This window comes from Actinokineospora auranticolor, from assembly GCF_041897805.1.
Lineage (GTDB): Bacteria > Actinomycetota > Actinomycetes > Mycobacteriales > Pseudonocardiaceae > Actinokineospora > Actinokineospora auranticolor.
This window is the reverse complement of the sequence record NZ_CP154825.1, coordinates 1,281,072-1,295,046: the sequence shown is the minus strand read 5'-3', so window position 1 is coordinate 1,295,046 and position 13,975 is coordinate 1,281,072. Positions and strand designations below refer to the sequence as shown.

Here is a 13,975-nt window from a genome sequence, read left to right as displayed (position 1 = left end):
TTTCAGCGGGTCTCGCGCAACTCCACGGGCACCGCCGCCCGATCGGCGGCGTTCTTGGGCTGTTCCCGCACGAGGACGCCGTGCAGGATCATCCGCTGCCTATTCGAGAACTTCGGGTGGCAGGTGGTGAGGGTGATCAGTTTCCGCCGCTGGTCCACCGGGATTCGGGCGGCCGGGTTTCCCGGGATCGCCGCGACGACCTCGCTGTGGTCGGGGGTGACGATCTGGCGGCCGACCGCGGCGGCGTAGTCACCGGTCAGCGGCTCGACCTTCGCCGAGCCCGGGGTGCCCGCGCAGAGCGGGTCGGCGCCGCGGTTCGCCCAGTTCGCGGCCTCGTCGGTGGTCGGCAGCATGCGGTAGACGAACCAGCCGGTCTTGGTCTCGACGACGATGGCGTCGCAGGCCTGGAGCAGGTCGAGGTCGTTGAACGGCGCGCCCTTGCCGACCCGGTGCCCGGCCACGGCGAAGTTGCCCGGCTCCCCCGGCAGCGCGGACTTCTTGTAGTGCCCGGGGCCGATTTCCAGATCGGCCGTGGAGGTGCCCTCGACGACGGTGAAGTGGTAGTCCTCGCCGAGCGCGGGGATGTAGAGCTTGGCCATCCCCTGGCCGTCGGCGAATTCGATCTTCTGCTGCCGCTCGGGATCGCCCTGGTTCCATTGGTCGTCGAGCGCGACGGTCACGTCGTCCTGTTTGCCCGCGGAGATCAGGTCGGTGATCCACACTTCGTAGACGACGAATAGCAGGACGACGAGACCGGCGGAGACGAGCAGTTCACCCGCGCCGAGAACGATCTTCGCACCGGTGCCGAGTTTCTTCCGGGGCGGTTTGGCGGGCGATTCCGCGATTTCGTCGTCGAACGGGTCGCGGGGTTCGTCGCGCTCGTCCACGGGGTCGACCACGGGCGGGGCGACCGGCTTGATGATCTCGGTCGGGGGTTCGGGGGCGCGCCGCGGCGGGGCGGGGCGCGGGGCGTCGAGGCTGCCGTTCAGGGACCCGTTGAGGCTGCCGTGGAGTGAGCCGCGGTTCGGCCGGATCCGCTCGGTGGGCCCGTCGACGGGGCGGCGGACCGGGCGGATGAACTCCGTCTTGGCGTCCGCGGGGTTGCGCGCGGGGCGGGGTGGGGCGGCGCGGTCGGGCAGGCGGGTGGGGGTGCCGGGCGGCGGGGGCAGGCGGCGGTCGCGGGGCTGCTCACGGCGTCGGTCTTGGTCGCGTGGCCGGTCCTGGTCGCGCATCTGTCCACCCCCTCGTGCGGTCTGGTGACGCTCTGATGTCAAGAGGTTAGGCGAGAGCGGCGTTCGAGGGGTGTGAATCGGGTCCAGGCCACAGTTGGTGACACGGAGCGTGGCCGCCGGGGTCACCTCATGTCCGGGTCAGGCGAGGAAGCCGCGGAGCAGGGAGGCGGTGCCCGCCAGGTGTTCGGCCATGGCGGTGCGGGCGGCGGGCGGGTCGCCGTCCAGGATGGCGTTGACGATGTCCCGGTGCTGGGCGTCCGAGTGCTCGATGTTGGCCGGGATGCGGGGGATGGCGGCGAGCAGGGCGTTGAGCCTGCTGCGGACGTCGGCGACCGCCCCCGTCAGCGAAGGGGCGCCGGTGGCCTCGGCGATGGCCAGGTGCAGCCGCGAGTCCGTGCGGCGGTAGTCGGTGGGCGGGGCGGAGGCGCAGTCCTGCAGGCACGCCCTGAGGTGGCGGCGGACCTGGGGGCCCAGCGCCCGGGCCGCGGCGGTCTCCGCGGCCCCGGTCTCCAGCACGAAGCGCAAGGTCAGGGTGTCTTCGACGGCCTCGGGCGACGGCGGTGGCCCGGCGACCGCGCGGTGGGTCGGCACGGGGCGGACGAACGTGCCGCCGTAGCGGCCCCGGCGGGATTCGACGTGGCCGGACTCCTGCAGCGCCCGCAGCGCCTCCCGCAGGGTGACCCGGCTGATGCCCAGGCGGGCGGACAGCTCGCGCTCCGGTGGCAGGCGACCGCCCGGCGGGATGGCGCCGAGGCGGATGGCCTGCAACATCCGCTCCATCGTCTCCTCGAACGCGTTGCCCGTGCGGACCGGGCGGAACAGCGCGTCGGCGAGGACCGGCGGGACTTGCTCGGGGTGCACTGCTACAGCGGTGTCACGTAGGCACCGGAGATGCCGCCGTCGACCAGGAACGACGACGCGGTGATGAACGACGAGTCGTCACTGGCCAGGAAGGCGACCGCGCCCGCGATCTCCTCGGGCTCGGCGAAGCGCCCCAGCGGGATGTGCACGAGCCGCCGGGCGGCGCGCTCGGGGTCCTTGGCGAACAGCTCCTGGAGCAGGGGCGTGTTCACCGGCCCCGGGCACAGCGCGTTGACCCGGATGCCCTCGCGGGCGAACTGGACGCCCAGCTCGCGGCTCATCGCCAGCACCCCGCCCTTGGACGCGGTGTAGGAGATCTGCGACGTCGCCGCGCCCATGACCGCGACGAACGACGCCGTGTTGATGACCGACCCGCGCCCCCGCGCGCGCATGTGCCCGATCGCGTACTTGCTGCACAGGTACACCGACGTGAGGTTGACCTTCTGCACCCGCTCCCACGCCTCGATGCCCGTCTCCAGGATCGAGTCGTCCTCCGGCGGTGAGATGCCCGCGTTGTTGAACGCCACGTCGACCGACCCGTAGGTGTCGACGGTGGTCTGGAACAGCGCCTCGACCTCGGCCTCGCTGGTCACGTCGACCCGCACGAACAGCCCGTCGACCTCGTCGGCCGCCGCCGGGCCGCCGACGGTGTCCACGTCGGCCACGACCACCCGGGCGCCCTCCGCGGCCAGCCTGCGGACCGAGGCCAGCCCGATGCCGCCTGCCCCGCCGGTGATCACCGCGACCCGCCCGTCCAAGCGGCCCTGACCCATGCTCACTCCCGAGTATCGATGAAGACGTTCTTGGTCTCGGTGAAGCCCGCGACCGCGTCCGGCCCGAGTTCGCGGCCGAGGCCGGACTGCTTGAACCCGCCGAACGGCGTCCAGTAGCGGACCGACGAGTGCGAGTTGACCGAGAGGTTGCCCGCCTCCACCCCGCGCGCCACGCGCAGGGCACGGCCGACGTCGCGGGTCCAGATGGAGCCGGACAGACCGTACTCGGTGTCGTTGGCCAGGCGCACGGCGTCGGCCTCGTCGTCGAACGGCAGCACCGCCACGACCGGCCCGAACACCTCGTCGGTCACCGCGCGGTGGTCGGGGGTGATGGGGGCGAGCACGGTCGGCGGGAACCAGAAGCCCGGCCCGCTCGGCGCCGCGCCCCGGAACGCGACCGGGGCGTCCGCGACGTAGCCCGCCACCCGGTCGCGGTGCGCGGCGGAGATCAGCGGACCCATCCCGGTGTCCTCGGCACCGGGGTCACCGACGACCACCCCGGCCACGGCCCGCTCGAACAGGCCCATGAACTCGTCGTACGCGGAGCGCTCGACCAGGATCCGGGACCGCGCGCAGCAGTCCTGGCCCGCGTTGTCGAACACCGCGTAGGGCGCCTGGGCGGCGGCCTTGGCCAGGTCAGCGTCGGCGAAGACGAGGTTGGCGTTGTTGCCGCCCAGCTCCAGGGTCACCCGCTTCACCTGGTCCGCGCAGCCCGCCATGATCCGCTTGCCGACCTCGGTGGACCCGGTGAACACGACCTTGCGGACCAGCGGGTGGGTGACGAACCGCTCCCCCACCACCGGGCCGGTGCCGGGCAGCACCTGGAAGACGTCCTCCGGGATCCCCGCCTCGCGGGCCAGCTCGACCAGCCGCAGCGCGGTGAGCGGGGTCAGCTCGGAGGGTTTGAGCACCACGGTGTTGCCGGTGGCCAGCGCGGGCGCCAGGCCCCAGCCCGCGATGGGCAGCGGGAAGTTCCACGGCACGATCACCCCGACCACGCCCAGCGGCTCGGCGAAGGTGACGTTCACCCCGCCCGGCACCGGGATCTGCCTGCCGAAGAGCCGCTCGGGCGCGGCGGAGTAGTAGTGCAGCACGTCGCGCACGTTGCCCGCCTCCCAGCGGGCGTTGCCGATGGTGTGCCCGGCGTTGGCGACCTCCAGCCGGGCCAGGTTCTCCAGGTCGGCGTCGACGGCGTCGGCGAAGCGGCGCAGCAGCCGGGCGCGGTCGGCGGGGGCCACCGCGCGCCAGTCCGGTCCGGCGGCGTGCGCGCGGGCGATGGCCGCGTCGGTCTCCTCGACGCCGACCAGGTCGATCTCCACGACCGTCTGGCCGGTGGCCGGGTTGAGCACCGCGTGCGCGGTCACCTGGTCTCCCTCCGGTCGCGGGCCGCGCGCACCAGGGCGGCGAAGACCCGCACGTCGTCGGTGTTCTGCTCGGGGTGCGACTGGAGGCCGACGCAGAACCCCGGGCCCGCCAGCTCCACCGCCTCGACCGTGCCGTCCTCCGCGGTGCCGACCACCCGCAGGCCGTCGGCGACCCGGTCCAGCGACTGGTGGTGGTGGCACAGCGTGGACACGGACTCGCCGAGCACACCCGCCAGCACCGAGCCGGGCACCAGGCTCAGCGCGGTCTTGCCGAAGGTGGCGACCTGCGGCTGGTGGTCGGTGGTGCCGATGACCTCGGGGGTGTGCTGGTGCAGGGTGCCGCCGAGGGCGACGTTGAGCACCTGCATGCCGCGGCACACCGCGAGCACCGGCAGGTCGAGCGCGAGCGCGGCGTCGAGCAGGGCGAACTCGGCGGCGTCGCGCTGCGGCTGCGGGGTGCCGGTGGTCGGGTGCGGGCGCTGGCCGTAGCGGCGCGGCTCGATGTCGGCGCCGCCGGAGAGCACCAGCCCGTCGAGCCAGCCGACGGTGGCCGCGCGCCAGTCGCCGATCGGCGGCAGCAGCACCGGGTTGCCGCCCGCCGCGCGGACCGCGTCGAGGTACTCGCGGTGCAGCACGGCGGCCTCGGTCTCCCAGATGCCGAACGTGGCGGGCTCCAGGTAGGTGGTGAGCCCGATGACCGGTGGTCGGTCAGAGACGTTCGAAGCCACGCAGGCGCTCCCAGTCGGTGACGGCCGCGTCGAAGGCCACCTGCTCGACCCGCGCGGCGTTGCGGTAGTGGTCGACCACGTCGGCGCCGAACGCCGCCCGGGCCACCGCGCTCGACGCCAGCCGCTCGGCGGCGTCGCGCAGCGTGCCCGGGACGCGCGGGTACCCGCCCGCGTAGGCGTTCCCGGTGCACGGCTCGTCGAGCGGCAGTTCGTGTTGTACGCCGTACAAGCCGGCGGCGATCATCGCGGCGACCGCGAGGTAGGGGTTCACGTCGCCGCCGGGCACCCGGTTCTCCAGCCGCAGCGACGGGCCGTGGCCGACCACGCGCACCGCGCAGGTGCGGTTGTCCAGGCCCCAGGCCAGCGCGGTCGGGGCGAAGGAACCGTCCGCGAAGCGCTTGTAGGAGTTGATGTTCGGGGCGAGGAAGTAGGTCAGCTCGGGCAGGCAGGCGAGTTGGCCCGCGACGAAGTGCCGCATCAGCGGGGAGAAGCCGTGCTCGCCGTCACCCGCGAACACCGGGGTGCCGTCGGCGTCGCGCAGGCTCAGGTGGATGTGGCAGGAGTTGCCCTCGCGCTGGTCGTACTTGGCCATGAAGGTGAGGCTGGTGCCGTGCGCGGCCGCGATCTCCTTGGCGCCGGTCTTGTAGACGGCGTGGTTGTCGCAGGTGGCGAGCGCGTCGGTGTAGCGGAAGGCGATCTCGTGCTGGCCGGGGTTGCACTCGCCCTTGGCCGACTCCACGTACATGCCCGCGCCCGCCATGCCGTTGCGGATCGCCCGCAGCACGGGTTCGACCCGGCCGGTGCCGAGCAGCGAATAGTCCACGTTGTACTGGTTCGCCGGGGTCAAGCCGCGGTAGCCGGAGTTCCACGCCTGCTCGTAGGTGTCGGTGAAGAGCAGGAACTCCAGTTCCGTACCGACGAACGCGGTCAGCCCGAGTTCGGCGAGCCGGTCGAGCTGGCGGCGCAGGACCTGCCGGGGCGAGACCGCGACCGGGCCGCCGGAGACCTGCTCGACGTCGGCCAGCACCAGGGCCGTGCCCTCGTGCCAGGGCAGCGGGCAGAGCGTGGCGAGGTCGGGGCGGAGCACGAAGTCGCCGTAGCCGGTGTCCCAGGACGAGGCGCGGTACCCGTCGACGGTGTTCATCTCGACGTCGACGGCCAGCAGGTAGTCGCACGTCTCGGTGCCCGACTCGACGACCTCGTCGAGGAAGTACCTGGCGGAGAGCCGCTTGCCCTGCAACCGGCCCTGCATGTCGACCATGGCGACCAGCACGGTGTCGACCGCGCCGTCGGCGACCAGGTCGCGCAGTCGGGGGAGCGGCAGCGCCACGCGCTCGCGCATAGGCCGACCTCCTCCGCAAAGGTTCAGCACGTACCCCATTGGAGAGGGTGCCCACAGCATGCTGGCAGTGCCGACCCACAAGTGCAACCGCCGGACGTGGAACAAACAGTGACACCTCGAAACTCGTCGTGGCCGGACAGCGCCACCCGCTGCTATGATCCACATCACAGCAATTGGTCTGTTAATGGTCTGTGCGCGATCCAATGCGGGCGGTTGTCCGACGGGGAGGCGACGGTGGCGGAACCGGGGGCGGACGCGGACGAGGCCCGGCTGCACGCGCTGGGCTACGCGCAGGAACTGCGCCGGTCGATGTCCGGGTTCACGAACTTCGCGGTGTCCTTCACGATCATCTCGGTGCTGTCCGGGTGCCTGACGCTGTACGGCTTCGGCATGAAGACCGGCGGACCGGCGGCGATGATCTGGGGCTGGCCGCTGGTCGGCGTGTTCGTCGTGCTGGTCGGGCTGGGCATGGCCGAGATCTGCTCCAGCTACCCGACCGCGGGCGGCCTGTACTACTGGGCGGCCAAGCTGGCGCCGCACAGCGGGCTGTCCGGGCCCGCGTGGGCGTGGTTCACCGGCTGGTTCAACCTGGTCGGGCAGGTCGCGGTGACCGCGGGCATCGACTTCGGCGCGGCGCTGTTCCTCAACGCCTTCCTCGACCTGCAGTTCGGCTTCGCCGCCACACCACCGCACACGATCCTGCTGCTGGCGCTCATCCTGCTGGCGCACGGCGCGCTCAACACGTTCGGTGTACGGGTCGTGGCGGTCCTCAACGGGGTCAGCGTGTGGTGGCACCTGATCGGGGTCTCGCTCATCGTCGGCGTGCTCGTCGTGGTGCCCGACCACCACCAGGACGCGTCGTTCGTGTTCGGCGAGTTCGTCAACGGCACGGGCTGGGGCTCCCCCGTCTACGTGTTCCTCATCGGCCTGCTGCTCGCGCAGTACACGTTGACCGGCTACGACGCGTCCGCGCACATGACCGAGGAGACGCGGAACGCGGCCACGGCCGGGCCGCGCGGGATCGTGCACTCGATCCTGGTGTCGCTGGTGGCGGGCTGGGTGCTGCTGATCGGGCTCACGTTCGCCATCCAGGACTACCGCGGCGCACTGGAGTCCCCCACCGGCGTGCCGCCCGCGCAGGTGTTCCTCGACGCCGCGGGCGCGACCACGGGCAAGTTCCTGCTGCTCGTGTGCATCGGCGCGCAGTTGTTCTGCGGGATGGCCGCGGTCACCGGCAACTCGCGGATGATCTACGCGTTCGCCCGGGACGGCGCGATCCCGGGATCGGGGCTGTGGCACCGGATCAACAAGCGCACGCGGACGCCGACCAACTCGGTGTGGCTGGCGGCGGTGGGAGCGTTCCTGCTCGCCGTGCCGTACCTGTGGAGCTACACGGCCTACGCGGCCGTGACCTCGATCGCCGTGGTCGGCCTCTACACCGCCTACGTGGCGCCGATCTACCTGCGGGTGCGCGCGGGTGCCGCGTTCGAACCCGGACCGTGGCACCTCGGCCGCTTGGGACGTCCACTTGGGACGGTTGCGGTGATCTGGGTCGGCTTCATCTTCGTGCTGTTCATGTTGCCGCAGGTGCATCCGGTTACGTGGGAGAGTTTCAACTACACGCCGGTCGCGTTCGCGGTCGTGCTCGGCGGCGCGGCACTGTGGTGGGTGGTGTCCGCGCGGCATTGGTTCACCGGGCCGAAAGTCCAAGGGAGCGCGGAAGAGTTGGCCGCGGTCGAGCGTGACCTGCGTTCGGCGTAGAAATGGGAACCGGGAAAAACCCCACCGGACCGGTACCTTGCGAGGTTCACGGCGGTTAACAAATACTGGCAGCAACAAAATGACGACGACGGCCACGCGACGCGAACACCGCTCAACGGTCCGGGAAACTTCATCGAGGGCTGAAGTCCCGGGACCCTGCACCCGCGAGGGGTGCTCGACGGCGCGGGTGGAGTTCCCCGGGGGATCGGGGAACACGTGGCAGCGGCGGTGTCGGCGAGGAGTCGCCACCGCCGCGCCCTCCCGGACCGGTCCACCCACCACAGTCACGTTCCGACTGCCGTGACCCGAGACACGCCAGGTCGACCCGGAGACCTCCCCGCCGGAGCCTGTCCCGCTGTACGGCTCCGAAGGGCGTGGGGCCGCCGCCCACCGCACGGGCGGCGGCCCCGTCGCCGTTCCCGGTGGGCACGACCGCCGCGCTGATCGTTTCGGCCATCGCTTGACTCCCGAGTAGGCAGCCCCGCGAGGTGCCCTGGACCTGCGGGTCCGTGCCCGCCCGGGCGCTGGGGAAACTCGCTCGGCGGGGGCTGGGATACTGGGTGGAACAGGTTAGGGAGGTGCCAGGGTGGCGCACGGAGATGTCGGACTCGAACTGGGTGCGCGGGTGGCCGGGGCGCTGCGCCGCGGGCTCGACGTGGAGATCACCGCGGTCGATGCCGTCGTCCGTCCGTCCACCCGCGATGGCGTCGACTACCAGTGCAACGCGGCCATGAGCCTGGCCAAGCGGCTGGGCAAGCCGCCGCGGGAGGTGGCCCAGGCCATCGTGGCGCACCTGGACTCGGCCGACCTGGTCGACGAGCCCGAGGTGGCGGGCCCGGGGTTCATCAACCTGCGGCTGCGCGACGGGTGGCTGGCGGATCGGGCCGCCGCGCTGCTCGGCGACGAGCGCCTCGGGGTGCCGACCGCCGACGAGCCGCGCCGGTACGCGCTGGACTACGGCAGCCCGAACGTGGCCAAGGAGATGCACATCGGGCATCTACGGTCGTCGATCATCGGCGACGCCATCCTGCGGCTGCTGCGCTTCGCGGGCCACCAGGTCACCCCGCACAACCACCTCGGCGACTGGGGCACCCCGTTCGGCATGCTCATCGAGCACCTGCTCGACGAGGGCGCCGGCGTGGAGGTGGCCGAGCGCGGCATCAGCGACCTCAACCGCTTCTACCAGCAGGCGCGGACCAAGTTCGACGCCGACCCCGCGTTCGCCGACCGGGCCCGCGCGCGCGTCGTGGCGCTGCAGGGCGGCGACGAGGAGACGCTGGTGCTGTGGCGGGCGCTGGTCGCCGAGTCGACCCGGCACTTCCAGAAGGTCTACGACCTGCTCGGCGTGCGGCTCACCGACGCCGACATCTACGGCGAGAGCTTCTACAACCCGTACCTCGACGCGGTCACCGCGGACCTGGAGGCCAAGGGCCTCACCGAGATCAGCGACGGCGCGGTGTGCGTGTTCCCGCCCGGGTTCAGCAACCGCGAGGGCAACCCGCTGCCGCTGATCGTGCGCAAGAGCGACGGCGGCTACGGCTACGCCGCCACCGACCTCGCGACCGCGCGCTACTGGGCCGAAGAGCGCGACATGACCGACCTGCTGTACGTGGTCGGGAACCCGCAGGCGCAGCACTTCGCCATGGTGTTCGCCGCGTCCCGGCAGGCGGGGTACCTCACCGAGGGGCACACGTCCGTCCACATCGGATTCGGCACGATCCTCGGCGAGGACGGCAAGACCATCCGGACGCGCGCGGGCGGTTCGGTGAAACTGGTCGAGCTGCTGGCGGAAGCGGTGGAGCAGGCGGAGAAGACCGTCGCCGAGCGCTCCTCGCTGGACGCCGCGCGCCAGGCGGAGGTCGCGCGGGCGGTGGGCATCGGCGCGGTGAAGTACGCCGACCTGTCCAGCGACCGGGAGAAGGACTACGTCTTCACCTGGGCCCGGATGCTGGCCAAGGAGGGCAACACGTCGGTGTACCTGCAGTACGCCAACGCCCGCTGCCACTCGATCCTGCGCAAGGCTGAGCAGGAGCCCGGGGGTGGGGTCCGGATCACCGACCCGGCCGAGCGGGCGCTGGTGCTCAAGCTGCTGCAGCTGCCCGCCGCGGTGGCGGCGACGATCGAGGCGTACGCGCCGCACAAGCTCACCGGCTACCTCTACGAGCTGGCGGCGACGTTCACCACGTTCTACGACAACTGCCCGATCCTGCGCTCGGACGTCGACCCCGACGACCGCGCGTCCCGGCTGGTGCTCACCAAGGTCACCTCGGACGTGCTGACCCTGGGGCTGGACCTGCTGGGCATCGCCGCCCCGCACGAGCTCTAAGACAGCCGGCTTGCCCGCCTCGGTGGGGCCAGGCACAGTGTGCGGCGTGAAGATCGCCGAACAGGTAGTGCTCCTCGACGAGGCGGGCGCGGCCGTGGGGGTGGCGGACAAGGCCACCGTGCACCACGGCGACACGCCGCTGCACCTGGCCTTCTCCAGCTACGTCTTCGACTCGGAGGGCCGCTTCCTGCTCACCCGGCGGGCCGCCACCAAGAAGACCTGGCCGGGGATCTGGACCAACTCGTGCTGCGGCCACCCGGCCCCGGGCGAGCCCCCGGCGGCGTCGGTCGAACGCAGGCTGGTCGACGAACTGGGCCTGCCGGGCCCGCACACCGTGGAACTGCTCCTCCCGCGCTTCCGGTACCGCGCGGAGATGCCGGACGGCACGGTGGAGAACGAGATGTGCCCGGTGTACCGGGTGGTGCTCGCGGGGAGTGCGGAGGCGGCCCCGAACCCGGACGAGGTGGACGCCACCGAGTGGGTACCGTGGCTGGACTTCGTCGACGCGGTCCTGTCCGACCGCCGCGAGGTGTCGCCTTGGTGCGTCTTGCAGGTGACCGAACTGACTACCCTCGGCCCAGACCCCCTCACCTGGCCCCTGGGCGACGAGACCCACCTACCCCCGGCGCTGCGTTGAGCACCGGCGTGTCCAGGCCGTTGCGGCGCTGGTAGCTCCTCCCCTGGAGTCGCCGGGGCACGTACCGCAAGGCCATCGGCCCGACGGCGACCGGAGGTGACTCCGCCGTAACCAGCGACGACCTCAGCCTCGGTGCGCGCGTCAGGCGCGCGCGCAACCGCGGGCTGTTCACCCAGGAAACAGTTGGCCGAGCAAGCCGAAGTCAGCGTGGACCCGGTGCGCAAGCTGGAGCAGGAGGTGCGGCACACCTCCAGCACGAGTTCCCTGACCCGCAGGGCGCGGGCGCTGGACATCGAACTCGCGCAGCTGCTCGGGCAGGCGGACACCATCCAGGCCACAGTGGATGAGGAAGCGGTCGGCGTGCTGGCCATCCGCGACGAGTTGAGCGCGCTCGACTACAACCTCTACGCCACACCGTTCGGGCCGACCAACGCGGGCATCGCGGCGGTCAACGCGGCGGTGGAGACCGAACAGTTCGATCGGGCGGTGGCCTTGGGGACGTGTGCCCTAAACCGGGTGGGTGCCGCCGACCTGGCGGGCGCGGTACCTGCTCGACCTGGCCATCGCGCACAGCGAACTCGACCACGACGAAGCCGCGGTGGATCAGCTGCTGACCGCGGAACGCACCGCGCCCGAGTGGCTGCGCTACCACACACTGGGCAGGTAGACGGTGCGTGAGCTGGCGGAACGGGCCAAGCGGCGGCAGGCGCCGGTGCAGCAGCTCGCCGACCGGTTGCACATCGACCTCTGACACCAAGACCACCGCGAAGCCGACTGGGACACCACGTCCCAGTCGGCCTCCTCGTTCGTGGCGGGTAGGAAGCGCTGTCGCTGCACCCGCCTGCCCGAACCGGCCGGAGTTGCCGATGAGGCAACCATTCCCGGACGCCGCACGCCGGAACGACTTCGCGGAGATGGCACGAGCCAGGCTGGAGGATGTCGAGCAGGCGGTGCGAGCCATCGCGTGATCTGCGCTCCGGCCGGTAAAGGCATGGGTGAAACCACTGGTCCGCAGACCGACAGTCGGGTGGCAATTTTTCCGACAATCCAGTGGATACCGACAAATCCCGCTACCCACCGCTACCGAACTGCCTACCTTGGGCCTTGTGGAAATCCTCTTCACAAGTCTTCCTGCCCACGGGCACACCTATCCACTGCTGCCCCTGGCCATCGCCGCCCGCGACGCCGGGCACCGGGTCACCTACGCCACCTGGGAGTCCTTCGAGGAGCCGCTGGCCCGGCTCGGGTTCGAGTTCTTCCGGGCGGGCGGCGACATGCAAGCGCTGTTCCGCGAGGTGATGGCCGGGTTCGGGGTCGCGGAGTTCGACTCCCCCGCCGGGCTCGACCCGCAGCTGATCCGGCGGACCGCGGCGGCCGTGTTCGGCAGGCGGATGCCGGAGAACTTCATCGCGGACCTCCGTCCGCTCATGGTCGAGCGGCGGTTCGACCTCGTCGTGTACGAGGCGGCCAACGTCGGTGCCGGTATCGCGGCGCGCGCGGAGGGCTTGCCCGCGGTGTCGCACGCCGTCAGCCGCGGCGGGGTCATCCAGACGCTGCCCGGGTTCCTGGAGGGGTTGCGGGAGATCGCGGCCGCGAACGGGACCGAGATCGACCTGGACGCCGGGCACGAGGGGCGCGACCGGTACCTCGACATCTACCCGACTTCCTTGCAGGACGAGGAGGTCGCCGCTGCCCCGAACCGGGTGCCGGTGCGGCCGGTCGCGTTCTCCGAGCCGGGCGAGCTGCCCTCCTGGGTCCCGGAGCACCGGGAGAAGCTGATCTACCTGACGCTGGGCACCGCGTTCGGCAACCCGGCGGTGCTGCGGGCGGCCATCGACGGGTTGGCCGCGACCGGTCACCGGGTGCTGGTCTCGGCCGGTCCGACGGTCGACCCGGCGGTGCTGGGCACCCCGCCCGCCAACGTGACCGTGCAGTCCTGGGTGCCGCAGGCCGAGCTGCTCCCGCACCTCGACCTCGTCGTCCACCACGGCGGCTCGGGCACCACGCTCGGCGCGGCGGCGGCCGGGGTGCGGCAGCTGTTCGTCCCGCAGGGCGCCGACCAGTTCCTCAACGCCACCACCTTCACCGAGGCCGGGGCGAGCAGGCAGTTGCTCGGCGACGACGTCACCGCCGACGCCATCACGTCGACCGCGCTGGACCTGCTGGCCGACGACGCGGCGGCCGACGCGACCGCCGCGGTCGCCAAGGAGATCTCCGCGATGCCCGCGCCGGGTGCGGTGGTGGCCCGGTTCACCGAGTTCGCCCAACCGGTCAGCTGATCTTGATCAGCAGTGCGTGACGGCTACGCAGGGGTATGGCCCGATCGGGTCATACCCCTCTGCGCTGTCCGAGGTGGACTGTTCGGGGAAAGTTCCTGACCAGCCTGGACAGAACCTTGTCAACCCGCGCCGCGGGTCTCCCGCGCGCCGCGCCGCCGACTACCGTCGGTGTGATGTCGCGGCGCGCAGAGAGGAGTTCCACCATGGAGACCGAGCTACCCCGCCACCCCTCACCGCGCTGACCCCACCCCTGGTGGTGGTCCCCGTCGGCGGTCCGGCCGGAGCCGCGCCCCGCCGCCGGTGACGGGTGGCCCACGTGCCTCGCGCGCGGCCGACCAGGCCCCGCTGAGGACGCACGTGGTCGGGCCCGAGATCCGCCGTGACGTCCGCCGCGGGGCGCGGGCGCCAGCGGTCCGTCGGACTCGACCGACCACGTGCCGGGCCCCCGGAGCACACCCCCGAACCCCGGTCGCGCCGTGCCGTTCCCGGCCCGACCCCTCCGCCGTCGAGGCGTCGAGCCGTCGAACCGCTGGGCCTTTCCGCCCGCGACCCCAACTCCCCCGCGTGAACCGGTTTCCACCGGCGAATATGCCAAATGGCACGTTCGGCACGCGCCACGTGTCATCGTGCCCCTCTCCTCCCCGGGGCAAGGTTGTTTGTGCGGGACGGTGA

General features: G+C 71.8%; 11 protein-coding genes. 5 read left to right on the top strand and 6 right to left on the bottom strand.

Features of this window, described 5'->3' with window-relative positions; translation table 11 throughout:
- Positions 1–2: 2 nt before the first annotated feature.
- From V5P93_RS06200 to V5P93_RS06175, 6 genes are all read right to left on the bottom strand, one after another.
- Complete coding sequence (locus V5P93_RS06200; RefSeq protein WP_181043397.1) at positions 3–1,232, bottom strand: class E sortase; 1,230 nt, start codon at positions 1,230–1,232, stop codon at positions 3–5.
- A gap of 138 nt (positions 1,233–1,370) precedes the next feature.
- The gene (locus V5P93_RS06195; RefSeq protein WP_374065475.1) at positions 1,371–2,093 is read right to left on the bottom strand and encodes a FadR/GntR family transcriptional regulator; all 723 of its coding nucleotides are present in this window, start codon (positions 2,091–2,093) and stop codon (positions 1,371–1,373) included.
- Positions 2,094–2,095: 2 nt separating this feature from the next.
- Positions 2,096–2,866, bottom strand: a complete 771-nt coding sequence (locus V5P93_RS06190) for a 3-oxoacyl-ACP reductase (RefSeq protein ID WP_104478423.1) — start codon at positions 2,864–2,866, stop codon at positions 2,096–2,098.
- A 2-nt stretch (positions 2,867–2,868) separates the two neighbouring features.
- Positions 2,869–4,230: an aldehyde dehydrogenase gene (locus V5P93_RS06185; protein WP_104478422.1), complete on the bottom strand. Its 1,362-nt coding sequence runs from the start codon at positions 4,228–4,230 to the stop codon at positions 2,869–2,871.
- On the bottom strand, positions 4,227–4,958 hold the full coding sequence (locus tag V5P93_RS06180) for a gamma-glutamyl-gamma-aminobutyrate hydrolase family protein (RefSeq protein ID WP_104478421.1): 732 nt from the start codon (positions 4,956–4,958) through the stop codon (positions 4,227–4,229). The genes V5P93_RS06185 and V5P93_RS06180 overlap by 4 nt, the downstream gene beginning before the upstream one ends.
- Entirely contained in the window at positions 4,939–6,300 is a 1,362-nt protein-coding gene (locus V5P93_RS06175; protein WP_104478420.1) for a glutamine synthetase family protein, read from the bottom strand. The genes V5P93_RS06180 and V5P93_RS06175 overlap by 20 nt, the downstream gene beginning before the upstream one ends.
- Positions 6,301–6,609: 309 nt before the next feature.
- On the opposite strand from V5P93_RS06175, the gene V5P93_RS06170 reads away from it, so the two are divergent.
- From V5P93_RS06170 to V5P93_RS06150, 5 genes are all read left to right on the top strand, one after another.
- Positions 6,610–8,061, top strand: coding sequence for an amino acid permease (locus tag V5P93_RS06170; protein WP_104478738.1), 1,452 nt, complete (start codon positions 6,610–6,612; stop codon positions 8,059–8,061).
- Between the two features lie 586 nt (positions 8,062–8,647).
- Positions 8,648–10,387: an arginine--tRNA ligase gene (gene argS, locus V5P93_RS06165; RefSeq protein WP_104478419.1), complete on the top strand. Its 1,740-nt coding sequence runs from the start codon at positions 8,648–8,650 to the stop codon at positions 10,385–10,387.
- Between the two features lie 46 nt (positions 10,388–10,433).
- Positions 10,434–11,024 (top strand): isopentenyl-diphosphate Delta-isomerase, encoded by a 591-nt coding sequence (gene idi / locus V5P93_RS06160; protein ID WP_342752255.1) that lies wholly within the window; start codon positions 10,434–10,436, stop codon positions 11,022–11,024.
- Positions 11,025–11,544: 520 nt separating this feature from the next.
- The gene (locus tag V5P93_RS06155; RefSeq protein ID WP_181043396.1) at positions 11,545–11,691 is read left to right on the top strand and encodes a hypothetical protein; all 147 of its coding nucleotides are present in this window, start codon (positions 11,545–11,547) and stop codon (positions 11,689–11,691) included.
- Positions 11,692–12,130: 439 nt separating this feature from the next.
- Entirely contained in the window at positions 12,131–13,303 is a 1,173-nt protein-coding gene (locus tag V5P93_RS06150) for a glycosyltransferase (RefSeq protein WP_104478417.1), read from the top strand.
- Positions 13,304–13,975 lie beyond the last annotated feature (672 nt).